This is a genomic window from Paenibacillus sp. FSL M8-0142, from assembly GCF_038597315.1.
In the GTDB taxonomy this organism is placed as follows: Bacteria; Bacillota; Bacilli; order Paenibacillales; family Paenibacillaceae; genus Paenibacillus_AQ; species Paenibacillus_AQ lactis.
Map to the genome: position 1 here is coordinate 1,636,580 of NZ_CP152008.1, position 24,141 is coordinate 1,660,720.

Sequence of the window (24,141 nt, forward strand, 5' to 3'; positions counted from 1 at the left end):
TCAAGGTCTCTTTTGTATTTCGATGAAGCTCTTGATGATGAATGGATCCGTTAATTTTATACACTGACGGTAGGCTCAACCACCGTGATGGTATTATTGACTGAATCCAGATTAACCATGGCGCCAATCGGCAAAGCGGCTTTATATATGCCATGACCTGTCGTGAGGTTTGTGATCAGCGGCTTACCGAGCGGTACGATGAATTCGTCGATGATATCCTGATAGGACTTGCCGTATGCAGCCTGACAGCCCGTACATTCCCCTGTAATGATGCCAATGCAATCGCGGAATTTTCCGGCCAGCTTTAAATCATTCAAGTATCTATAGACCGTATTGGTAGGCTCATGCGTTTCTTCAAGGACGAGAATTTTACCGCGCGTATCGATTTCGAAGGGGGTCCCTAACGTGTCTACAAAGGATGTCAGGTTACCGCCAATGAGCGGTCCCGTAACATTCCCCGGAATCCGGCTCACCAGCGGCATGCCCGGCGGATTCTGAATCGGACGGGATAATGAATATAGGGACGTCGCGGCAAAAAACTGGTCAAAATTATAGGAGGGCGTATCGGGTTTGAAGTCAATCAGCAGAAGACTATGGAAGGTGATCAAATCCACAAGCTGATGCAGCGTATTTAACAATACCGTTATGTCGCTGTAGCCTGTAATGATTTTCGGGTTATTCCGAATCACGCCATAATCAAGGTAGGGAAGGATTCCGGCTACCCCGGTGCCGCCTCTTGTGGGCAGGATCATTTTAACCTGCTCGCTCTGGAACATCATCATCAAATCGGATGCCCGCTGTTCGTCCGTACCGGCAAGAAACCCGTTTTGCGCATATACATACTGGCCCAACACGACATTGAACCCGAGTGCTCTCAGAAAATCGATCCGTGCATCAATGATGTTAGCCGCGAGCGGGCTGCCTAAGGTCACGATCCCCACGGTATCGCCCCGCTGCAATATTGGCGGACGTATCGGCATATCCTTATCTTCCTCCTTTGAACATAGAAGAAGCCAATGTCTTGAGTGCTTCTAGATTATATTGGAAAGATCGACCGCACATTACTACTATAGAGCTTTGCCGAACAAAGAAACCGCTCTTTCGGAATGGTTGGAAGCCATTGAGGTTTAGCGAAGGGGCGGTTTTCTTTGCAAAAAATCTGCCAGCTCCCAAGCTGCAAAGCATGGCCAGAGCGCGCTGATGGCGCGAAGCGCAGGCGTTTCCCGCCAATGGCCGAAAGATACAGGAGGATTATAAAAAACGTTAAATATAGATACCATATGTTAAATTTTTTCAGTGTTCTCCTGCTTGTAAACGCTTTAATATCGATTTATGACATGACTGAACGGAGGGGGATTATGAAACTAGCAAGACGTTTCTGCAGCGTGTTATGGATGGCCGCATTGATGATGCTGGCAGCGGGATGCAGCGGCATTGACAGCCGGATTGCCGAATCGGAGCGGCCGATGGACCCTGTGCGGATCACCGCGTATATGGCCAAAAATCCGGTGGCGGACATCCTCCGCGCCCATCTTCCGGAATTCGAGGAGAAGACGGGCATCCAGGTGGATTTTCAAGCGTTGACCAATGAGCAGCTCAGCCAAAAAATGTTCGTTCAAATGACGGTAGGCAGCGAGAGTCCCGATGTATTTATGATCCGGCCGCTGGAGGAGCTTAGCCTGTATGAAAGCAATGACTGGCTTGCACCCTTGGAATCGTATGCTGTTTCAGACCCCCGCTATGATTTTGCCGATTTTTCCGGCACGGCGCTGGAATCGGTGACGGTTGAGGGCAAGCTGCTTGCCGTCCCGCTGTCGACTGAGCAGCAGATTCTATTCTATCGGAAGGATTTGCTGGAGAAGCAAGGAATCGAGGTGCCGCAAACGTTGGACGAGCTGGAAGAAGCAGTCAAGCAGTTGCATGATCCCGAGCATGGCGTCTACGGCTTTGTTGCAAGAGGGCAGCGAAGCGCTCTCGTCACTCAGCTCTCCTCCTTCATATATTCCGAAGGCGGGAATTTTCTGAACGAGGATCAGGCTGCGCTAAATACGGAAGAAGCGCTTAAGGGAATGAAGCGGTATGTGAATTTGCTCCGGAATTATGGGCCTCCCGATGCAATCAACTTCAGCTGGCCGCAATCCGCGGATTTGTTCGCCCAAGGGAAGGCAGCATTCTTTACCGATGCCAGCGCGATATACTCCCTGCTATCGCAATCGGGGCTGAATAAGGAGAACATCGGGTATGCGATGTTTCCTGCAGGCGACGCGGGCCGCAAGCCCTACAGTACCACCGCTTGGGGCATCGCGATGAATGCGAACTCGCCGCGCAAGGAAGCCGCATGGGCATTCATCGAGTGGGCTTCAGGGAGGGAGATGGTGCTGCAAGCCCAGAAGATCGGAAACCCGGGAGCAAGAAGCTCGCTCTGGCGTGACGAGGAAGGCATCTCCGGCTTTCCGGAAGGGCTGATCCCGATCATTAATGAATCGATTCCGATCGGGATGAGCTATGACCGCCCGAAGGTCATTCATGTGAAGGAAGCGCGGGACATCATCGGCAGCATTGTCGTGAAGGGATTGGTCGGGGAGGACATCGAAGCGGCGGCCGAATCCGCGAACGTTCAATTGCAAGAGCTGATCGACAGCGAGAAGTAGAGCAGCTTGCTCTGACACGGGGGGATGATCGATGAATCGGTTAAGAACAAGTACATTTGCAAAGCTGACCACCTTGCTGGCGGTCCTGGTGATCCCGACGATTCTGCTGTATGCCTATTCCCATCAGGTCAGCATTAACGTGGTCCGATCGACCGTGGAGGTGGGTCAGCACAATCGATTGACATTTTTCATGAGCCAAATGGACACCATGGTCGACCAGCTGACGAAATATTCGGTGATCGCAAGCAGCGATGACGGGATCAAAAGTTATTTGGCGGAGCGTCCCCGAAGTACCCCGATGCAGCGAATCGACAGCCAGCAGCGGATTATGGACATGCTGAATATGCAGATAGCGACGAGCAGCTGGGACAGTCAAATTCTGATGTACCTCACGAAGTATCAGGAATTGCTCACGACGGATCTGTCGGCCAGGTATGATGCCGAGTACTTGGCCCAAGCCCGTATGCAGGACTGGTCCTATCATCACGATTCGCAAGGCCAAGCCTATTTCAGCTGGATGAGAACGCCGGCTTCCTCGAAGGAGCTGGTCGTGGAGATCCGGTTTACCGACCAGAATGTAATCAATATGCTGAACCGATTGAAGCAGGATGGGGACAGCGAGCCATTTCTGTACGCGCCCGGCAAACCTGTCATTGCAAGCAGCACTTCGGTAAGCGAGACCGTTCAGCTAGCTGCAGATGCTTTAAGGGACATGCAGCTCGGAGACCAAGGCAGCCGAATCGTGCAGTCGGGGAAGGGCAAATACGTAATGAATTACGTCCGGTCCGGCAGCTTGGGCTGGTATCTGGTTGATTTTGTCCGGCTGGACAGCGTGTATTCTCCCATTACCTTGAGCAGCACCCTCTTTTACATTTCCGTATCGCTGCTGCTCGTGCTTGTCTTCCTGCTGACTTTGCTGCTGTACCGTAACGTTCAGCGCCCGATTTCCCGGCTGCTGCATGCGGTTCGAAGGATCCGGGACGGTCAATATATGACCCGTCTGCAGGATGCGCCGAAGAATGAATTCATGTATCTCTTTCACGCCTTCAATAATATGGCCGAGCAAATCGAGGATCTGATCGAACGGGTATACAAGGAGAGCCTGCGGTCCAAGGAAGCGACGCTTAAGCAGCTCCAATCGCAAATCAATCCCCACTTTCTGTACAATTGCTTGTTCTATATCAAAAATATGGCGAATCTCGGCGAGAAGGAAGCCGTTGTAGCCATGGCCCTGAACCTCGGGGATTATTACCGCTATACGACCCGGTTGGAGAGACCGACCGCGCCGCTTGAAGAGGAGGTCAAGCTGGTGGAAAATTATTTAACCATTCAGATGCTTCGCCTTCAGCGTTTAACCTTCGAGATCGAGATTCCCGAAAATATGCAGCAGCTTGAGATTCCGCGTCTCCTGCTTCAGCCCATCGTAGAAAATGCCGTTATTCATGGCGTGGAGGATCAATTGGATTTTGCATTCATTCACATTCACGGTGAAATCGAGGGGAGCCTGTGCAAAATCGTGATCGACAATAACGGCGATGGCTTGGACCGCGCCATTCTGGCTAAGCTGCGGCGGCAGATCGAGGAGCCGCTTCACGAGCGCGGAGGGTTCGGTCTGTGGAACATCCAGCAGAGACTGGTCACCCGTTACGGCAAAACATCCGGACTGTCCTTCTCGGAATCGCCGTCCGGCGGGCTGCGGGTTGAATTATGCTGGAACGATCCGGATCTGGAAAGGGAGGAATCCGCATGTATAAATTGCTGATCGTTGATGATGAGGCCAGCGTGGTCGAGGGGCTGGCGCATACGATTCCCTGGGACCGAATCGGGATTGACGAAGTGCACAAAGCTTACTCCGGCTTCGAAGCATTGGAAATCCTGCAGACGCAGCCGGTGGACATTATGATATCCGACATCAAAATGCCGCGGATGAGCGGTCTCGAGCTTATTGAAATAACGAGAACGAGGTGGAAAAAGCTTAAAACGATTCTGTTGTCCGGGCATGCCGAGTTTGCTTACGCGAGGGAAGCCATTTCGCTTGGCACTTCCGAGTATTTGCTGAAGCCCGTTAGCGACGAAGTCGTCCTGGCTAAAGTAGGGAAGGCGGTGGAATCGCTGCGGCTGGAGCGGGAGTCGGACGAAACCTATAACCGGGCGGTTCAGGCCTTCCGTGCCAATCTGCCCCAAATGCGGAGCGAATTTCTGAATCAGCTGCTGCAGGGCATGAACTCCCCGGAGGACGTATGGACCAAGAAATTGGAGCTGCTTGAGATGAGCTCCGCGTTCTGCAGCGAAGCAGCCCTGATGCTGGTCCGGATGGAGGACCGGCTGACGGAGATGAGTCCGTACGACTCCTCGGTTATGGAGTATGCCATCGGCAATATGGCCGACGAAATTTTCGGCGACCGGTTTCGTTTATGGCGGTGCCGGGACATTCACGGGTACCTTGTATTTTTTGTTTTTGACAGCCATGATCCGAAGGAGGAGCGTCCGCCCGATACTGCCCCGGAATACGAGCTAAAGCACTGCGCGTCGCAGCTGCAAATGAACGTCAGCCGTTATCTGAAAGGAACGATTTCCGTGCTGATCGGCAGGCGGGGCCGCTTTCCGGAGGATGTTCGCAAGCTGTACCAGGACAGCCTACTGGCGCTGCGCCGCCACATCGGCAGCCACAGCGATATGTTCGTGTACGCCGCGGACGAGGAGGAGCTCCATCCGGTACGTTCCTTGCAAAAATGCTATGAGCCGCCGCTGCTGCATCATCTGCTGGAGTCCGGCAGCTGGGAGCTGGTCAGGGACAAGCTGGAGCAGATCCTGAAGGAGCTGTCGCTCGCGCACAGCCAATCTCAGGAGCATGTTACCGAAGCCTTTTTCTTCATTTATTCCTCCCTGAGCGCTTATGCGCATAAGAACGGACGCAGCTTGAGCGATTACCTGGGAGCATCCCTTGCGGACGTGACGGGACTATCCCAATGCACGAACGCGGCCACGCTCGGCAAGTGGGTAAACCAGGTGCTGCCGCTTCTGGAGCAAAGCGCCGAGCGCGCGACCCGAAGTGACCGGAGTGCAGCCGTGTCCCGGATGAAACGGTTCATCCGGGAACACCTGTCCGAGGATATTTCCCTGCAGGCGATTGCGGATCATATGTACATGCATCCGGTGCATGTGTCGCGTCTGTTTAAGATGGAGACCGGGTCGAATCTGAGCGATTATGTGCTCCGACTGAAGATGGAGCGAGCGGCGGAGATGCTTGCCGACCATTCCTTGAAAAACTTCGAAATTGCCTTGAAGCTGGGCTACCAGAATCCGAATTATTTCATCCGGGTGTTCAAGAAATACTATTCCGTGACGCCCCAGGAGTACCGAAACAACCTGGAGGCCGGAAAGCCGTAACTCCAGGCTCTCGCCCGTATACCGTCCGTTTTCAGCGGTTTGTTCTTGCTGGAAACGGGCTTTTTTATGTGCGCCGGCCGCTGCAGCCGATGGCCCGGCATCGTGTTAAGGAAGGAGAGCCGATGTTAAGCCTCTATCATTTAACCCTGTCCATTAAGCGCTTACAATGAATGGTGTAAAGGCATTCCACTATATACGAGGGGTGAATGATGAGATGAAGAAGAGCACGATTCGATGGATAACGGCCGTTTTGGCTCTGATTTTGACGGCAGGATGCGGCGCAGGGGGAACGGGAGGCAGCAGCTCGGGGAATGCCGATCCGGGCAAGGAAACCCTGACCTTCTGGATGAAGAAGCAGATGTTCGAAGAGCAGAACCAGATGATTCAGGAGAGAGCACAACAGTTCGGAGAAGAACATAATGTGAACGTGAACGTGGAGTTTATCGCGTACGAGGATTTCTACCCGAAATGGTCGGCAGCGATCGAGTCGGGAACGACGCCGGACGTTTCCTTTTTCGGATATCAGGAGGTTGGACAATTCTATGCCAAGGATGTTCTGGAGGATGTGACCGATCTTGTCGGAAAGGTAGAGAAAGAAAACGGGGAGATTCAAGACAGTCTGAAAGCATCCGTAACCTTTGAGGACAAGCTGTACGGGGTACCGCTCTGGACCGAGTCGACGGCGCTGTACTACCGCAAGGACATGCTGCAAGCTGCCGGGTTCAGCGAGCCGCCGGCAACGTGGGAGGAATTCCGCGAAATGGCAAAGGCGCTTACGGATCCCTCGAAGGGCATCTACGGGGCCGGGCTTGGATACGGCAAGGGCAATTCGGACGCCGAATGGCTGACCCGGGCGATTATTTGGTCCCATGGGGGATCGCTTGATACCGAGGACGGCAAGACCGTGGTCGTCAATACGCCTGAAACCCTGCAAGCGGTACAGCTAATCAGGGACATTTTCATTGAGGACAAGGTGACTCCGCCAAGCTCCATCGGTTGGGATGACAGCGGCAATAACAAATCGTATTTAAGCGGCCAATCGGCCATGATCTTTAACGTCGGCAGCCTGGCGGCAACCATCAAGAACGACAATCCTGAATTGTATGAGAATACAGGCATCGCCATGCTGCCGGCAGGACCGAAAGGAGCCGTAGTGCCTGGGATCAGCAACAATCTGGGCATATTCAAGGCATCCAAGAACAAAGACCTGGCGAAATCCTTCATCGAATATATGACGGATAAATCATGGTACGGCACGTGGGTGGAGAACGGGGCTCCGTTGACCGGTCCGATCTATAAGGAGCTGGCAGCCGAAGCCGTATGGCAGGAGGAGAAGAACAAGGGATTCGTCGACTCCATCGCTCATTTCGCCTTCCTTGGATACCCGGGGGTGTATAATCCGAAGGCTGGAGAGATTTACAACCTCCGTTATGTCAACGACGTATTCCAAAAAATGCTCCTCGATTCCGGCTTTACGGCCCAGCAAGCAGTGGAAGAGCTGCAGGCCAAGATCGAGGCGGTATATGCCAAGTAAGCGCTAGACGCTAGACATCACCAAGTAAGCGCCGCCAGACGCTAGATATTCACACAACATCACGCTTCGTAGCCCGGCCTAAGCTCTAAGGCTTGTCAGGGCTGCGGCGTCACTTGAGGCAACAGAAAGAAGGTGCTATCCATGAAAAGCTTGGAGGTTGAGGTTCAACCGATACCGGGGAAGGTCCCGGCATCCAAGCGGCGCGAAAAAGGCAAGAGCGGCAGCTGGCTCGCTTACCTGCTCATGAGCCCGGTGCTGATCTATTTGCTGGCCGTTATGGCGATCCCGTTCGGTTGGGCGGTGTATCTCAGCTTGACCAACAAGGTGGTCGGGGTTCCCGAAACATTTGTCGGCCTGCGGAACTACGCGGAACTGCTTGCCGATTCCGTGTTCTGGAAAGCGGTCTGGAACACGCTGGTCTTTACGCTGGTCGCGGTCATTTTGAAGGCGGTATTCGGGATGATTATGGCGCTGGTGCTCAACGAGAACATCGTGGCCCGCAATTTTTTCAGGGTGATGCTGTTTCTCCCGTGGACCATTCCGACAATCGTCTCCGTGTTTACCTGGCAGTGGATCTATTCCGACGTCGGCGGCGTGCTGAATGCCCTGCTGCTTAAAACAGGACTTATCGACAGTCCCGTCGGCTGGCTGGCCACGCCGGATCTCGCCATGTTCTCGGTCATTCTGGTCAACGTCTGGCGAGGCATTCCGTTCATGGGCATCGCCATACTGGCGGGCCTGCAGACGGTGTCCAAGGAAATGTACGAAGCCGCCATGCTGGACGGGGCTGGAGCGATCAAGCGCTTCTTCTACATGACGCTGCCTTCGGTTAAAGAAGTGACCATCCTGTCCTCCGTCATCACGACGATCTGGACGCTGAACGACTTCGAGATCATCTGGCTTCTCACGCGGGGCGGCCCGGACAACGGCACGCAGGTTCTGTCCACGCTCAGCTATACCGTAGGATTCCTGAACATGAGCCTCGGCAAAGCGATTGCGATATCCGTCATTACGCTGCCGCCTTTGATCATGCTGATCAACTATGTGACCAAGCGTTCGCTGGCATCCGACAAGTAAGGAGTGATTTTTGATGAAAAATACGCTTGGCAAGCAGATCACGGTATATGCCACACTCGCCCTGCTGCTCTTGTTCGCGCTCTTTCCTTTATATTGGATGGTCATTACGTCCTTCAAGTCCAATGGAGAGATCTATTCCATGACGCCTACGTTTTGGCCGAAGGAGTTCCTTGGAACCGCCTATGACAGGCTGATCAACGAAAAGGGCTTCATGACGAATATCAAAAACAGCCTGCTCGTCTCGCTGATCGTGTCCGTATTTTCGATCGTGGTCAGCATGCTGGCCGCATATGCGATCTCCAAGCTCAAGTTCAGAGGGAGAAGCTTCATCTCCAAGAGCATCCTGTACGCGTACCTGATGCCAAGAGCGGTTCTGTTCATTCCGCTGTATATGCTGGTGACGGCCATCGGCATCAACAATTCCATATACGGGCTCATGCTGATCTACCCGACGATTACGATTCCGTACGCTACATGGATGCTGATCTCCTACTTCAAGTCCATTCCGGACGAGATCGAGGAAGCGGCCATGATCGACGGGTGTTCCCGAATCAGCACCATGACCAAAATCATCTTTCCGCTATCGGCGCCGGGCATTGCGGCTACCTTTATCTTTTCGTTCACGCTGTGCTGGAGCGAGTATCTGTACGCCCTGGTCGTCGTCACCAAAGGCGCGGACAAAACGATCACGCTGGGGCTGTCGGACATGATCGTGGGCGACGTCTTCGCTTGGGGACCGCTGATGGGAGGCTCTATCGTCGCATCGATTCCGGTCATCATCATGTACCTGTTTACATCCAAATATATGGTTAGCGGGATGACGGTAGGAGGGGTTAAATAATGAAAGGGAAAAAAGTGCTGGTCACCGCTACGAATTACTCCAGGCTGTGCGCGAATGCCAAGCAGCTGCTGCTGGATAATGGCTGCGAGATCATAGAGAACCCCTATGGACGTCCACTGACGTTCGGGGAGCTGAAGGAGGTGGTAGGCTCGGTCGACGGCGTCATTGCCGGCGTGGACACCTGGAACGAGGACGTGTTCAAGCTGGCGCCGCAGCTTAAAGGGATCGCCCGCTTCGGCGTCGGCGTGGACAATATCGACCTTGAAGCGGCGCGAAAGTACGGCATCCAGGTCACGAATGTTCCGAGAGGCAATGCCAATGCGGTAGCCGAGCTGGCGGTCGGCCTCATGATTGCCGTGCGCCGGAGCATTCCGCTGCTTGACCAATCCACGAAGAACGGCGGCTGGGACCGGTTTGTCGGCTCCGAGCTTGCCGGCGGGACGGTCGGTCTCCTTGGATTCGGAAATATCGCCCAGCTGACCGCCAAGAAGCTTAGAGGTTTCGATGTCGAGCTTATCGCGTACGATAAATATCCGGATGCAGCCAAGGCGGAGGAGTATGGCGTGAAGCTGACAACCTTCGAGCAAGTGCTGACGGACAGCGATATCGTCAGCATGCATTTGCCCAGCCTGAACGAGACGTACCATATTATGAATGACGGGGCTTTCTCCATGATGAAGTCTTCGGCAGTGTTCATCAATACGGCCAGGGGAGCCGTCGTGGACGAGCAGGCGCTCGCCAGGGCGCTCACATCGGGCGCCATCGCCGGGGCAGCCATCGATGTCTATGAGGCCGAGCCGGTATCCGCCGACAATCCGATCCTGCGGACCCGTAATCTCATCACGACGCCGCATACCGCGGCCGAGACGTACGAGACGTATGAGCGGGTCAGCATGGTTACCGCGCAGGCGCTGCTGGATATATTCGAAGGACGCGAGCCGCAGCATTTGTTGACGCCGAGAGCGTAATCAATCACGCATAAACGATGCGAACCTAATGAGGAGGGGACGCCTATGTATCAGAACATTACCAACGGCAACTGGCCGGTTATGCTAACGCCGTTTACGGAGCAGAACGAAGTGGATTACGAGGCCCTGGAGCGGCTTATCGACTGGTATATCGAGCGGGGGGCCGACGGCCTGTTTGCCGTGTGTCAATCCAGCGAAATGTATACCTTGACCCTGGAGGAGCGCGTACTGATCGCCGCCTTCGTCAAAGCGAAGACCGCCGGCCGGGTGCCGGTGATTGCATCGGGGCATGTATCCGATGACTTTGAAGACCAAGTCGCGGAGCTGAACGCCATCGCGGAAACCGGTGTCGACGCCGTCGTCTTGATCACGAATCGGCTCGCAGGTCCCGATGAGTCCGATGATGTGTGGCTGGCGAATCTCGATAAGCTGCTCGCGCGCATTCCGGAACACGTACCTCTCGGGTTGTATGAGTGTCCGGCCCCGTACCGTCGTCTGCTGACGCCGGAGATGCTGAAGAAATGCTCGGATACCGGACGCTTCCGGTTCATCAAGGATGTGAGCTGCGATCTGCAGCTGATCGGGGACAAGCTCAAGGCGGTTCAGGGAGGAAGCTTGAAAATCTTCAACGCCAATACGGCGACGCTTCTCGGCAGCTACCGGCTCGGGGCCTTCGGTTTCAGCGGCGTGATGGCCAATTTCCATCCGGAGCTGTATACGTGGTTGTTCCGGAATTGGGAGAGCCGGCCGGAGGAGGCGGAGGAGCTGTCCGATTTCCTCAGCGTCGCCTCCTTCATCGAACGACAGCTTTATCCCGTGAACGCGAAGTATTATCTTATGCTCGAAGGCGTGCTGACGAACTATCGCTGCCGCTCGAAAAACCATGAGGAGTTCAGCGCCACCCAACGCTTGGAGGTCGAGCAGCTGCACCGGCTGTCCAAGCGGTATGCCCAAAAGTTTCCGATTTCATCATAAGGCTTGGATTTTGCAAGCAAGGACCGGCTCGCGACCGCCTCATTAGGGGGCGGCTGCGAGCTCTTTCAATAAGCAGAGGCACAGAGGGAGGAGGTAGAGGAAGGGGAACAGGTCGAGCATCACGATGGAGTTGAGAGCTGCTCTTTTAGGCTGGTAACGATATTCACCTCGGAAAAAACGATATGGGTCGAAGGAGAGGTATAGCTCGCGATGCTGTTCACGAACGCCTCGATTTCCCCCAAGTCCGCCGCGCAGATCCTGACGAAAAAACAGGCCCGCCCCGCTGTTCGCCAGCATCCCAGCACGCGGGGATGTGCTTGGGCAAATGCCTTGAATTTCTCAAAATCCCCGTTTCTTACGGTGACCTCCATGATGCACTCAAGCCCAAATCCAAGCTTTTTCCGGTCGATCCCGATGGTGTACCCGGTAATGACGCCTTCGCTCTCAAGCCGGCGCACCCGCTCCGTTACGGATGGAGGGGAGAGATTTACTTTCTTGCCAAGCTCCCGCATGGACAGTCTGGAATCCCGCGCGAGCTCATCCAGAATGGAGAGATCAATGTCGTCGAATTTCATATGAAACCTCATTTCATAAATTATGTTGTATTTGTTAGTTTATCATACATGAATGATTTCAATTGTAAAGGAACTCGAGGGGGTAAGCCTTTATAATGGAGAAGTGGAAGGAGGGGATGAGCTTGGCGAGAATTTCTTACTCCAAGTCAGGGGATACGCCATTTCAACAGCTGCTGGGTCATAATGAAGATATTCGAGCACAGTGGGTGGAGTTGGAGGAAGCTTTTTACCGCAGCGGCCGATTAAGCCAAGAATTAAAAGAACAAGTTCGCCGTACGCTTGCTTTCGGGAACGGGTGTAAATACTGTCAAGCGAAAGGCAAGCCGTCAATCAGCCACGAAGATTCCAGAATCAGCTTGGCGGTGGCTTTCGCGGATTTATTTCTAAACCACCGCGACTCCATCAATCAGAATACATTCAACGTGTTAAGAAGTGAATTTTCGGAGCCTGAGATCGCGGAGCTATGCTCCTTCGTGTGCTTTACCACCGCTTCCCAAATGTTCGGGGCGGTGATGGATCTGCAGCCCTGAAATAACCCTAACAGCCAAGGGCTTGCAAAGAAAGAGAGCGCGAGGTCCAGATGCAATCCGTAGTCCGTACCGGTGGTGCAGACTGACAAGGAAACGACTCAAGGGATGTTTATATCCGGCTTGAGTCGTTTTTTTATCATGGGTGTCCGGCAGTTCCGGGGATAGTTAAGTTAAGGGTGCTTACCGGACCTGCAAAACATCGAGAATCGTATCGACGACTAGCTCCGGCTGATCATGAATGACCATGTGGCCGCTTCGTTCGGCGACGATCAATCGGCTGTCGGTCGAAATATCCAGCATCTTTCGCTGTCCGGCCTGCCAAATTTCCTCAAGCTTCCGACCGCCGGCTTCCGAAATGCCCGCTTGGGCATAATCCTGAGGGAGCCCCCGGGCGATCACCCGCACCGGCAACGACCCCAAATGCTGCCCCCGAATGGCATCTTCAGTCGTATGAGCCAGCTCCGCCTCCTCTTCCTTCGCTTCGAAGTAGCTCGGCTGTGCAATGACATTGATAAATTGCCCGCGGTCTTCCTCGGCCACGAGACCCTTCAGCAAATCGTCCTGGAACAGGCGCAGTACGCCGGACTGCTTGAGCAGCTTGAGCGTGGAGGCTGGCGGGTTGCCGGCAAAATTCTCCGCTTCCAGTATCGCTTGGGTATCCCTGGCATCATCCTCGGGTCTGGCATCGATCAGCACCAGGCCCATCACCTCATCCGAGTAAGTTTCGGCGAACAGCCGGGCATACATCCCGCCCAAAGAATGACCGACCATAAGGTAGGGGCCCTCGATATTTTCCTGCTTCAAAGCGCGATACAGCTCGCTGACGATTTGATCTCCGGTGCGTTCGCGGCTTGCCTTCTCGCTCCAGGCATAACCTGCGCGGTCGTAGGTGACGACCGTTGCATACGGGGCTAGCTTGTCCGGAATGTCGCGCCAGGACAGGCTCGTTTCGCCGCTTCCGGCTTCGAATACAATCGTCGGGGAACCGCTGCCTGCTTTCACCACATGCAGAGCATAACCGCCGACATCGACCATTTTGCCCGGAGGCGGGTAATCCTTCGCCGCTTGTTTGGCAGCGATAGACTCATACACGAAGCCGGCGACGAGCGCCATAACGACAACAGCAAAGATGCTCCCGAACCCGTATGCAAGCTTTCTCCATATTGAAGCTCTCTTCTTCTTTTTGTCCTTTTTCATGGATGGTTCCTCTCCCGATTTTATTTAGTACAATGTACCAAAAAGGATTTTAACACGTTGTACTAAAAAAGAAAAGGACGTATAATAGAGCCATGCCAAAAATCGTGAATCATGACACCCAAAGACGCTTGGTCGCAGAGGCTGCATTAAACGTGATCCGGCGCTCGGGTCTGGAGCAGGCAACCGTACGCCGCATCGCGGAAGAGGCGGGATTGTCCGTCGGTTCCATGCGCCATTATTTCTCGACGCAGGTTGAGCTGTTTGCCTTTTGCATGAATATGTTCGTCGAGCGGGTCGAGCACAGATTGGAGACATTCGAGCTTCACGGGCCTTTAATGGAGGACTTGAAGCGGCTGCTGCTGCAATTTCTGCCCGTCGATGAAGAGAGAACGCTGGAAATGGAGGTGTGGTTTGCGTTTCATTCGAAGGTGCTGGTCTATCCCGAACTAAGGAAATTAAGCTCGGAAATTCAAGACGGGATCCATAAGGTCTCCCGTTTCGTGGTGGACGAGATCGTCAAGAACCAGCTGGCAAGCCCCGACTTGAATATCGATCTGGAGACGGAAAAATTGTTCGCGCTGATCGACGGGCTCGCCATGCATCGCATGATGCAGCCGGATCGGCTGCCTGTGGAAAGACTTGAAGCTCTGGTAACCTCCCACCTGGAGTCGCTCTGCGCTCAACAAGGCAAAGGAATATAACCTATCGACAGGAGGAATGAAGATGGCGAAGCATGAAAAACGTACGGACGGAAAGCACGCACAGCTTGCTCCTAATCCGATCGTCCGCGGCTGGTACGCGGATCCCGAAGCGAGAATATTTGAAGGGCGGTACTGGATCTATCCGACATACTCGGCTCCTTATGACGAGCAGACGTTTTTCGATGCGTTCTATTCCGAGGATCTGGCTAAGTGGACGAAGGTGGAGCGCATTTTGGACATCGACCGGATTCCTTGGGCGAAGCGGGCATTGTGGGCGCCGTCGCCGATCGAACGGAACGGACGGTATTATTTGTACTTTTGCGCCAATGACATTCAGAGTGATGACGAGTACGGGGGAATCGGCGTCGCCGTCGCCGACAAGCCGGAGGGGCCTTTCCGCGACGCGATCGGCAAGCCGCTCATCGACCGCTTCCATCATGGAGCCCAGCCCATCGATCCGCATGTATTCATCGACGATGACGGCACCGCGTATTTGTATTACGGCGGGTGGGGCCGCTGTAATGTCGTCAAGCTGAACGAGGACATGATCAGCCTGGGTCGGTTCGAGGACGGCAGCACTTATGCGGAGATTACGCCGGACCAATACGTTGAAGGACCGTGTATGGTCAAAAGGAAGGGGCTCTATTATTTCATGTGGGCGGAAGGGGGATGGGGAGGACCGGATTATTCCGTGGCCTACGCCTGCGCCTCTTCTCCCCTTGGCCCGTTCGAACGCGTCGGGAAAATCCTGGAGCAGGATCCGGACGTGGCGACGGGGGCCGGCCATCACGGCTTCATCCAGGCGGGCGAAGAGGAGTGGTACATCGTCTACCATCGACGGCCGCTGACGGAGACGGATCGGAATCATCGAGTCCTGTGCTTGGACGTCATGGAGTTTTCGGAGGATGGACGGATTTTGCCTGTGAAAATGACGTAAAGAAGCGCCTGCCGATTTAACGGCAGGCGCTTCTTTACGGTAAGTTCTGTTGCTAAAAGCGGTAAATGCCGAAGGGCGGGATATGCGCCCGAGAGCGGATGCGCTGCCCTTTAGAACGTGACCGGCAGTGAAGCCAAGCTCTGCGAGGAGAGCGTAAAGTGCCAGGCGATATCCTCCCTTGGGATGGCGAGCTTCAGATTCGGCATGCGCTTGACCAACGTGCCGAACGCTACATCGCCTTCCATGCGGGCAAGCGGCGCCCCCAAGCACATGTGAATCCCATGCCCGAATGCGAGATGGCGTTTGATCCGACGCGCAACATCGAGTTCTTCCGGATCGGTAAACTGGCTCTCGTCCCGATTGGCCGATTTCAACACGGGGATCACGATATCCCCTTTCTTAATCCGCTGTCCGCCAAGCTCAACGTCTTCGGTGGCGTAGCGCGGTCCCGAGGCTGTAGCAGGTCCGTTGAAGCGAAGCAGCTCCTCGACGGCTGACGGCACGAGACCGGGATCGGCTTTGAGTTTCTCCCATTGCTGTGGATGGTCCAAGAGCATCAAGGTTCCTGTCGCAATCAGGTTGGATGTGGTCTCGTGGCCGGCAAAGATCAATAAGGTTATCATCGAAATCAGTTCATCCTCGTTGAGGCGGTCCCCTTCCTCTTCGATGGCGATCAGCTGGCTGATCAGATCCTCGGCCGGGCGCTTTCGTTTATCCGCTACAAGCTGCGCGGTATATTCGCCGAAGGCGCTCATATGGGCTGCGACAGCCGGATCCTGCTTCTCATAGCCAAGGCCGCGTGCGAGCGCCTCCGACCAGACACGGATTTGGTCCCGGTCTTCCAACGGTACGCCCAGCATTTCGGAAATGACATTGATCGGCAACGGATAGGCATAATCCTTGACGATGTCCATCTGCCCTTGAGCTTGTACCTGGTCGAGGAGCTCGTCGGCAATTTCTTGAACGCGGGGGCGCAAGCTTTCCATGTATCTGGGCGTGAAAGCTTTGGAAACCAGGCCGCGCAGCCGCTTGTGATCTGGCTCGTCGACGAATAACATGGATTTGCCGGTAAAAAAGGTCGCAGGAGCGGATGCTTCCGCCGTATCGGCGAGCGTTCTCCGAATGTCTTGATGACCGTCGAGCGAGCTGGGATCCACGGTGAAGCGAGCGTGATCCTTCAACACCTGGATGGCTTCCTCCATCTGAGTGACGATCCACGTTCCCCCGGAACCGCCTAGCGGATTCGGAATCGGAATCACGGCACCGCTAGCGCGAAGCTGAGCGAATAACGGGAACGGGTCAGTAACGTTCTCCCCGCCAAAAAAGCTGAATCCGGCTTGCTCTGATACGCTTTGTTTCGATCTGTCCATGGTAACCATCCTCTCTCACAGGTCGATTTTGTCTCCCCACTCTAAATGGCAAGCAGACTTCAATATCTGCAATGTCTTGCATTCCTACCAATAAACAACCATTTCCTCCTTACTTGAGCCACGTTAAGAATAGTAGATATTTCCGATGAATAGCTTCCGGACAACGATAACCTCCCTCCTAATGAATGATCCAAATAATGAACAATTGTTCAATATAATTATAGATTAGTGATCAGAGCGCGGTCAAATTCAGGCGGTCCGTATGGCGGATCGTCGAACCGGCGCCGCAAAATGACATGGTCACGGATTTGAGGAGCTACGGCCCTAAACACAAGTACGAATGTTTGGCCGGTCCTACTCGAATCATGATTGCGTTTACAAGATTGCGTACATTGCAAACGCTGGGCTTTATGGATAAAGGCGTAGAATAAACGGCAATAACCGTCCTGATGGAATCCATCGGGACGGTTATTTGAATTATGGAGAATGCGTTAGCCCTTAACCATCTAAATATTCGCTCGCTATTCTCAGCTTGAGGTCTCTGTCATCTGGTCCGAGCCAGGCGACGTTCCGATGCGAAGCCGTGATGATATATGCGCCATCTCCCGCAGTTCTTCAACGAAGGAATCATAGGTGAACAACTGCTCGATATGAAAGACGCCATGCGGCATATCGGAAGTGTAGAGCCTTCTAGCCACGATTGCAGCCGCTTTTGCAGTGAGTTCGGCCTCGTGAACGCCTTGCAGGAAGCATTCCACAAGCGCGGGCTGGTCCTGCTTCTTACCCACCGCATCGACTTTTAATGCGAACATGGGCTTACCGATCCGCATGGATGCAAAGGCTTTAACAGCAGCATCCCGAATCCAGGGGATATTCAGCAGCTTGAGGCTGCCCATCCGTTTGAGGCAGGATAATAACCCGGTGATGAAGGGGCGGTCAAAGCAAAGCCGTGTCGATACGCTTGGCACTTGAAGCGTACGCGGCAATATATGCTGATCGGCAAAATTGAATCGATATGCTGTGCGGCTGCCCTGTCCGTTGCCGAAATCCGTTTTGCGCCCGTCGGCAAAGCTGGTATGCTGTATCACTTTCCCTTGCTCCATCGTCGTAAAGTTGGAGCGCAAATTATCAACGGTCCATTCAATGGCCGCTTTACCGTGGGAATCTCCGAGACCCAGCATAAGCGATATATAGATAGCCTCTGTAACATCCAATTGCTGCTTGGCATGGAGCGATAGAAGATTCGACATGCCCGGTGCAAGACCGACGCTCAGGATGGCGGTAGCCCCATGAGTAACGGCCAGGGGATGCAGCAGCTCCACTTGAGACAGCAATCGATAATCCGCCGAAAGGTCTATATAATGGATGCCTTGCCCGATACAGGCTTGAACGAATGACGAATTCTGTTGGTCCAAGCACATGATGACCAGCTTAACCTCGGACAACAACGCGGGGTCTACGCCTGCATCCGCATCGATGCGCAGCGGCTCCACGCGGCCCTGCGTGGCGCGGCTGAATGCTTCCGCCCGCCCTTGACTTCTTCCTGCAGCGAAGACTTTGCCGGGATAGAAGAAGGCGAGGTCGTTGCATATCATTTGCCCAACCTGGCCATATCCGCCAATGACGACGATTTTATCTTTCAACATCCTGTTTCCTCCGATTGTTTAGAAATGGACTTGCTTCGGCGCTCCAGGTACGCTCCATAACCCAAAGCAGCGCAGGAGCATAGGCCGATGATCACGTTGATTCTAAAAATCCGTTCAAAATCAGCAAACGATAACTCCGTTCCCGTATGTCCGGTTACCATGCCGAGACCTAATGCTGCACCTAGGGCCATTCCGGCATTTCGTGTCAGTGCAATCATGCCTCCAATCGAGCCGGCATACCGGAAGGGGACGCTGCGCATGATGTAACCGTTGTTTGGCGCAGCCAGGCAGCCCATGCCCAGCCCTATCCAGGCAAGTACGGCTACCAAGCCGGGAACCGTCAGATCAGCTAGAAAACAAGAAAAAACCGCAAGTCCAGTTACGATAAAAGCGAGTCCGGTCAACATGAGCAGCCGGGGATTGATTCGATCGGATAAATGTCCGGACACCGGGCTGGATATGGCAAATAGCAGGGGATAAGCCGTCATGATCAAGCCGATATACACGGGAGGATATGAGGTCATATGGGACAAATAAAAAGGCATGACAACCAATACGGCATTAATCAGCACAAAGGAGATACAGCTTATGACTAACCCCGATGAGACTGAAGGCACGCGCAGAACTTGCAAAGGCAAAAAGGGGACGGGCATGCGCAAATCCCGCCGCAAGAACAAAGTGAGCACGAACCCGCCGCCGCCAAAAACCGAAAGGATGATTGGGGAAAACCAGCCCTGCGCATTCCCGCTGGATAACCCATAAGTCACCGATGCGGCAATGGCAACGAATAACAATGCGCTGACTCGGTCTATGGATGGCAAATCGCCGTTAGGACGCTGCATGGGGATGAATCGCCAAGCGAGTGCAGCCGCTCCGGCTGCAGCGGGCAGATGTACCAGGAACAACCAGTGCCAGCTTAACCGTTCGGCAATGAGTCCACCGGCGAGCGGGCCGGTCATGGCTCCGAGGGCGACGACCGAACTCATGATGCCGAGGGCGCGGCCTCTTTGTTCTTTAGGGTAACAAAGCTGGATCAGCGCAATATTGGTTGCTTGAAACATGGCGGCTCCAATCCCTTGGAGGATTCGAAACGAGACTAGGACAAGGACGTTTGGAGACAAGGCAATCAGAAGAGAGCTTACGGCAAAGATCAAATAGCCCATATTATGAATGAGACCATGCCCGTAACGGTCGCCCATTTTCCCCATGATGGGCAGCAATGCCGTAATGACAAGCAAGTATGCCGTCGTAATCCACTGCAGGATATCCAAATCCTTTTGGAATACCGATGTAAGAGAAGGAAGCGATACATTCACAACGCCGGCAGTAAAATGGGACAGAAATGCGCCAGTACAAATTGAAAACAAGAGCCACCATCGATGTTTCGCTGTAATGATGAGAGCCGGATTGGTATCGAGATTCATGGGAAGCCTCCCTTGGATTTTAGTTTAGTAACTAAACTATTTATCGAAAAAAAATAGTTATTTGCTCAGCATATTATTTAATATCTCAATGCTCTTCTCAAAAATTTTTATTTCTTGTTCGCTGAGCTGCGATCTCAGCTGATTATAGAATTCGAGATGCACGGCCTCGTGAGCCCGGTAAGCCTCCTTTCCGTCTTCGCTGAGCGAAACGATCGAGCTTCTTGAATCATGTGGATGGGGGGAACGGATCACAAGCGATTTAGCCTCCAGCCGATCAACCACCTGCGTAATGGCTCCCTTTGTCACGCCAAGCCGTGCTGCTAGCTCGCTCATGAGGATGGCTCCGTCATAACCGATGGCGTCAATCGTATGGATCTCGCTCGGCGTTAATTTGCCTGCATGGCCGAATGTATGAGGCTGGCGCTCCAGGCGTCTCAGCTGCAGAATCAACCGGCCTAAGTTCTTGCTGCCCCGGTTCGCTTCCTGATTGGTTGGGTTGGATTCATTATTCATGCCATTAGTTTAGGATCTAAACAATAGGCTGTCAAGTATGGTGTGAGCCTGAGCAGCAAGATCGAATCAGATGGCCAGTTGACATTCAATTCGTATTTCACTATACTGTCTGTAATCTTATATAGGATATACGTTGAAAGAGCCCAGTAGCTTGCTTAATCCCTGTTCCAGAAAGCCGAGGAGGATGGAACCTTGGCACATATTAAGCCGGTGAAATACACTCTGGAGTATCTCGGGTAATGCCGAGCGGGAAGAGGCGAACGTTAACTCGCCGACGAGTGGCATCCTTGCTTGCGGCCTAGGCGCCGGCGCTTGGAGGGGTGCAATCTGGGTGGTAACGCGGTGTTCAATCGTCCCTGTGTCTGTGATAGACATGGGGGCGTTTTTTTATGGTTTTAACCTAGCCTTTAAAAGCTGTTTCACATGCAGAAGTATTGAATTCAAGGAGTGGAATGTAGACATGAACATTATCGATGAACTCGAGTGGCGCGATGCCATCAATCAGCAGACGGATGCCGAAGGCCTCCGCGAATTGACGAATGAAAAATCAATCTCCGTATACTGCGGCGTCGACCCGACCGGCGACAGCATGCATATCGGGCATTTGATCCCGTTTATGGTGCTCAAGCGCTTCCAGATGGCAGGACACCGTCCGGTCATTCTGATCGGGGGCGCGACCGGGACGATCGGCGATCCGAGCGGACGCCAAACCGAGCGCTCGCTGCAGACGCTCGAGCAGGTACAGGCCAACGTGGACGCCCTGACCGAGCAGATGAAGAAGCTGTTCATCACCGAGGGCGACAACCAGATCCGGTTGGTGAACAACTACGATTGGACGAAGGACATCGGCGTCATCGAATTTTTGCGCGACTACGGCAAAAACTTCAGCATCAACACGATGCTGGCGAAGGACGTCGTGGCAAGCCGGCTGGAGAGCGGCATTTCCTTCACGGAGTTCTCGTACCAGATTCTGCAGTCGCTGGATTACCTGCATCTGTACAAGAATTTCGACGTGCAGCTCCAGATCGGGGGCTCGGACCAATGGGGCAACATCACAAGCGGCCTTGACCTCATCCGGAAAAAGGAAGGCGCGGACGCCAAGGCGTTCGGCTTGACGATTCCGCTGATGCTGAAAGCCGACGGCACGAAGTTCGGGAAAACGGCCGGCGGCTCGATCTGGCTCGATCCGAAGAAGACGACGCCGTACGAGTTCTACCAGTTCTGGGCCAACACCGACGACCGCGACGTCGTGAAATACTTGAAGTACTTCACGTTCCTCGCGAAAGAGGAGATCGAGGAGCTTGCCCATAAGGTGGAGACCGAGCCGCATAAACGCGAAGCGCAAATAACGCTTGCCGAGGAAATGACGCGGTTCGTGCACGGCGAGGAAATGCTGGAGCAGGCGAAGCGCATTACGGCAGCGCTGTTCAGCGGCGATATCAAGTCCTTGACGGCCGATGAGATCGAGCAGGGCTTCAAGGAAATGCCGACCTACGAGGCAGGTCCGGAGACGAAAAATATCGTGGATTGGCTGGTCGACCTCGGCATCGAGCCTTCCAAGCGGCAGGCGCGCGAGGATATCAACAACGGCGCTATCTCCATGAACGGCGAGCGCATTAGCGATGTCAGCCATGAAGTAACCGCCGACCAAGCGATCGGCGGCCGGTTCATCATCATCCGCAAGGGGAAGAAGAACTACAGCTTGGTCAAAATGTCGTAAGAACATCCTCTGATTTCAGACGATAACCTAAAAGCGCCCCAAGATCATTCGATCTTGGGGCGCTTTTTTGCCTGTTGCTCCCGAGGCGGATTTAAATTCCGTTTAAATAAGCATGTTAACCTTCTTTCATCAACCATCACGATGATTGGAGGAAATCAAGTGAAACAGAACAATCAATACCAATGGGAGCCAAGAAGCGGGGATTGGGCAGTCGAAGCGCACGGGCTCGTCAAAACGTTCGGCGATAACAGGGCGGTGGACGGGGTGGAGCTGAAGGTCCGGACTGGGAGCATATACGGCGTGCTCGGACCCAACGGTGCGGGCAAAACCACCACGATCCGGATGCTGGCAACTCTGCTACGTCCGGATGCCGGCTCGGCGCGCATCCTCGGCTACGATGTGCTGAAGGAAGCGCAGATCGTCCGGCAATTGATCGGGGTCACCGGCCAGTACGCGTCGGTTGACGAATCGCTCAGCGCGACCGAGAACCTCATCATCTTCTCAAGGCTGCTCGGGCTTGGACGCGCGGAAGCGAAACGCAAGGCAGGACAGCTGCTTGAGGAGTTCGGTTTAACGGAAGCGGCAAAGCGGCCGCTTAAGCAATTTTCCGGCGGCATGCGCCGCAGGCTCGATTTGGCGGCAAGCCTGATTGCCCAGCCGCCGCTTATTTTTCTGGATGAGCCGACAACGGGTCTCGACCCGCGAACCCGATCCCAGATGTGGGATACGATCCGCCGGCTGGTGAGCACGGGGTCGACCGTACTCCTCACGACGCAGTACCTGGAGGAGGCGGACCAGCTGGCCGACCGGATAGCGGTCATCGATCACGGCAGGGTCGTTGCCGAAGGGACCGCCGATGAACTGAAGGCATCGGTTGGCACCTCTTCGCTCCATTTGCGCGTCGGGGATCCGGCGAACATCGAGCAGGCCCGCCAAATGGTTGAACGGGTGCTTCAGGCGCCTTCCATGGTATCCCCGGAGGCCGGAGCGATCACGGCACCGATGGCGAATGCAGATCTGGTCACGGACCTGCTGATTGAGCTTCGCGCATCGGGGATCGGCTTAGCTGAGATGAGCGTCCAGAAGCCGACGCTGGATGAGGTATTTCTGACGATTACCGGGCATGCTGCGAAGGCTCAAACATCGCATCCGTCCCGGGGACCACATTCAAAGCAAGTTGAGGAGGCAAGCGTATGAGCAGCGTGATGAAGATGAAACCCGGTACCAATTCCCGGCTGAAAAACCGCACCAGCTTCGGCCAGTCCCTGCGCAATTCGTTTACGATGGCGTATCGGGGGCTGCTGAAGATCCGGCGAACGCCGGAGCAGCTCTTTGACGTGACGATGCAGCCGATTCTCTTTACCTTGATGTTCACGTATATTTTCGGCGGCGCCATCTCCGGCGACGTGCAAAGCTACTTGCCGGTCATCATTCCCGGCATTCTCGTGCAGACCGTTATCACGACGTCGGTCGTTACCGGCGTACAGCTGCGAGAGGATATGGATAAAGGCGTGTTCGACAGGTTCAAATCGCTGCCGATCGCGCGAATCGCGCCGCTTGCCGGCGCCCTGCTGGCGGACACCGTCAGGTATACCATCGCAACGGTCCTGACCTTTGCCATGGGATATGTGATGGGCTATCATCCGGGCGGCGGCTTGGGGTACGTGGCGCTCGCCGCGCTCCTCGTCATCGTCTGCTCTTGGGCGATCAGCTGGATTTTCGCCTTCTTCGGGGTGATCGCCCGTACGGCCTCCAGCGTGCAGGGCATCTCGATGATCGTTTTGTTCCCGCTCACGTTTCTTTCCAATGCGTTTGTGCCGGTCGAGACGATGCCGGGATGGCTGCAATGGTTCGTGAATATTAATCCGATATCGCATCTGGTTACGGCCGTCCGGGACTTGACCAACTCGGGAACCGTCGGCTGGGATCTGTCCATTTCGCTGATCGGCGCCGCCGTCATCGTGGCGGTATTCGCTCCGTTGACGGTTCGGGCTTATATGCGCCGGACTAAATATACTCAATTTAGCATAGACAGCATAAAACGGCATCGGTAAGATGGAACGTAACGCAAAGGTCCGGGAGGATCCATGGA

At 54.3% G+C, this 24,141-nt stretch carries 21 protein-coding genes; 14 read left to right on the plus strand and 7 right to left on the minus strand.

Annotated elements, in window-relative coordinates:
* Positions 1-56: 56 nt before the first annotated feature.
* Positions 57-980 (minus strand): LD-carboxypeptidase, encoded by a 924-nt coding sequence (locus NSQ46_RS07840; protein WP_213613603.1) that lies wholly within the window; start codon positions 978-980, stop codon positions 57-59.
* A gap of 378 nt (positions 981-1,358) precedes the next feature.
* On the opposite strand from NSQ46_RS07840, the gene NSQ46_RS07845 reads away from it, so the two are divergent.
* The 8 genes from NSQ46_RS07845 (at position 1,359) to NSQ46_RS07880 (ending at position 11,436) form a co-directional block, all read left to right on the plus strand.
* Positions 1,359-2,651 (plus strand): sugar ABC transporter substrate-binding protein, encoded by a 1,293-nt coding sequence (locus NSQ46_RS07845; RefSeq protein WP_007127455.1) that lies wholly within the window; start codon positions 1,359-1,361, stop codon positions 2,649-2,651.
* 31 nt (positions 2,652-2,682) lie between these two features.
* Complete coding sequence (locus tag NSQ46_RS07850; protein WP_342576597.1) at positions 2,683-4,413, plus strand: histidine kinase; 1,731 nt, start codon at positions 2,683-2,685, stop codon at positions 4,411-4,413.
* Positions 4,398-6,041: a response regulator gene (locus NSQ46_RS07855; protein WP_342576598.1), complete on the plus strand. Its 1,644-nt coding sequence runs from the start codon at positions 4,398-4,400 to the stop codon at positions 6,039-6,041. Before NSQ46_RS07850 ends, NSQ46_RS07855 begins: the two co-directional genes overlap by 16 nt.
* A gap of 214 nt (positions 6,042-6,255) precedes the next feature.
* Complete coding sequence (locus NSQ46_RS07860) at positions 6,256-7,575, plus strand: sugar ABC transporter substrate-binding protein (protein ID WP_342576599.1); 1,320 nt, start codon at positions 6,256-6,258, stop codon at positions 7,573-7,575.
* Between the two features lie 141 nt (positions 7,576-7,716).
* The gene (locus tag NSQ46_RS07865; RefSeq protein ID WP_213613595.1) at positions 7,717-8,652 is read left to right on the plus strand and encodes a sugar ABC transporter permease; all 936 of its coding nucleotides are present in this window, start codon (positions 7,717-7,719) and stop codon (positions 8,650-8,652) included.
* 13 nt (positions 8,653-8,665) lie between these two features.
* Positions 8,666-9,493, plus strand: coding sequence for a carbohydrate ABC transporter permease (locus NSQ46_RS07870; protein WP_007127460.1), 828 nt, complete (start codon positions 8,666-8,668; stop codon positions 9,491-9,493).
* A complete protein-coding gene (locus NSQ46_RS07875) occupies positions 9,493-10,461 on the plus strand; it encodes a phosphoglycerate dehydrogenase (RefSeq protein WP_007127461.1) in 969 nt (322 codons plus the stop codon). Before NSQ46_RS07870 ends, NSQ46_RS07875 begins: the two co-directional genes overlap by 1 nt.
* Positions 10,462-10,506: 45 nt before the next feature.
* Complete coding sequence (locus NSQ46_RS07880) at positions 10,507-11,436, plus strand: dihydrodipicolinate synthase family protein (protein WP_007127462.1); 930 nt, start codon at positions 10,507-10,509, stop codon at positions 11,434-11,436.
* Positions 11,437-11,555: 119 nt separating this feature from the next.
* Here the strand turns inward: NSQ46_RS07880 and NSQ46_RS07885 are convergent, their stop codons facing one another.
* Positions 11,556-12,011: an Lrp/AsnC family transcriptional regulator gene (locus NSQ46_RS07885; RefSeq protein WP_342576600.1), complete on the minus strand. Its 456-nt coding sequence runs from the start codon at positions 12,009-12,011 to the stop codon at positions 11,556-11,558.
* Positions 12,012-12,106: 95 nt separating this feature from the next.
* Here NSQ46_RS07885 and NSQ46_RS07890 point away from each other — a divergent pair, with 95 nt between their 5' ends.
* Positions 12,107-12,541, plus strand: a complete 435-nt coding sequence (locus tag NSQ46_RS07890) for a carboxymuconolactone decarboxylase family protein (protein WP_342576601.1) — start codon at positions 12,107-12,109, stop codon at positions 12,539-12,541.
* Positions 12,542-12,721: 180 nt separating this feature from the next.
* Here NSQ46_RS07890 and NSQ46_RS07895 read toward each other — a convergent pair whose 3' ends face one another.
* Positions 12,722-13,738, minus strand: coding sequence for an alpha/beta hydrolase (locus NSQ46_RS07895; protein ID WP_342576602.1), 1,017 nt, complete (start codon positions 13,736-13,738; stop codon positions 12,722-12,724).
* A 92-nt stretch (positions 13,739-13,830) separates the two neighbouring features.
* Here NSQ46_RS07895 and NSQ46_RS07900 point away from each other — a divergent pair, with 92 nt between their 5' ends.
* Positions 13,831-14,439, plus strand: coding sequence for a TetR family transcriptional regulator C-terminal domain-containing protein (locus tag NSQ46_RS07900; protein WP_342576603.1), 609 nt, complete (start codon positions 13,831-13,833; stop codon positions 14,437-14,439).
* A gap of 22 nt (positions 14,440-14,461) precedes the next feature.
* Positions 14,462-15,376: a glycoside hydrolase family 43 protein gene (locus NSQ46_RS07905; protein ID WP_342576604.1), complete on the plus strand. Its 915-nt coding sequence runs from the start codon at positions 14,462-14,464 to the stop codon at positions 15,374-15,376.
* Between the two features lie 110 nt (positions 15,377-15,486).
* Here NSQ46_RS07905 and NSQ46_RS07910 read toward each other — a convergent pair whose 3' ends face one another.
* The 4 genes from NSQ46_RS07910 to NSQ46_RS07925 all read right to left on the minus strand — a co-directional run bounded on the left by NSQ46_RS07910 (position 15,487) and on the right by NSQ46_RS07925 (position 20,329).
* Positions 15,487-16,746 carry a cytochrome P450 gene (locus NSQ46_RS07910; protein WP_342576605.1) on the minus strand — a complete coding sequence of 420 codons (1,260 nt, stop codon included), beginning with the start codon at positions 16,744-16,746 and terminating at the stop codon, positions 15,487-15,489.
* 527 nt (positions 16,747-17,273) lie between these two features.
* Positions 17,274-18,392 (minus strand): saccharopine dehydrogenase NADP-binding domain-containing protein, encoded by a 1,119-nt coding sequence (locus NSQ46_RS07915; RefSeq protein ID WP_251535303.1) that lies wholly within the window; start codon positions 18,390-18,392, stop codon positions 17,274-17,276.
* Positions 18,386-19,816, minus strand: coding sequence for an MFS transporter (locus NSQ46_RS07920; protein WP_251535302.1), 1,431 nt, complete (start codon positions 19,814-19,816; stop codon positions 18,386-18,388). Before NSQ46_RS07920 ends, NSQ46_RS07915 begins: the two co-directional genes overlap by 7 nt.
* 57 nt (positions 19,817-19,873) lie before the next feature.
* Entirely contained in the window at positions 19,874-20,329 is a 456-nt protein-coding gene (locus NSQ46_RS07925) for a MarR family transcriptional regulator (RefSeq protein WP_210094989.1), read from the minus strand.
* 460 nt (positions 20,330-20,789) lie between these two features.
* Here NSQ46_RS07925 and tyrS point away from each other — a divergent pair, with 460 nt between their 5' ends.
* The 3 genes from tyrS (at position 20,790) to NSQ46_RS07940 (ending at position 24,103) form a co-directional block, all read left to right on the plus strand.
* The gene (tyrS, locus tag NSQ46_RS07930; protein WP_251535301.1) at positions 20,790-22,049 is read left to right on the plus strand and encodes a tyrosine--tRNA ligase; all 1,260 of its coding nucleotides are present in this window, start codon (positions 20,790-20,792) and stop codon (positions 22,047-22,049) included.
* 141 nt (positions 22,050-22,190) lie between these two features.
* On the plus strand, positions 22,191-23,246 hold the full coding sequence (locus NSQ46_RS07935; RefSeq protein ID WP_340899708.1) for an ATP-binding cassette domain-containing protein: 1,056 nt from the start codon (positions 22,191-22,193) through the stop codon (positions 23,244-23,246).
* Positions 23,243-24,103, plus strand: coding sequence for an ABC transporter permease (locus NSQ46_RS07940; RefSeq protein ID WP_342576606.1), 861 nt, complete (start codon positions 23,243-23,245; stop codon positions 24,101-24,103). Before NSQ46_RS07935 ends, NSQ46_RS07940 begins: the two co-directional genes overlap by 4 nt.
* Positions 24,104-24,141: the final 38 nt, after the last annotated feature.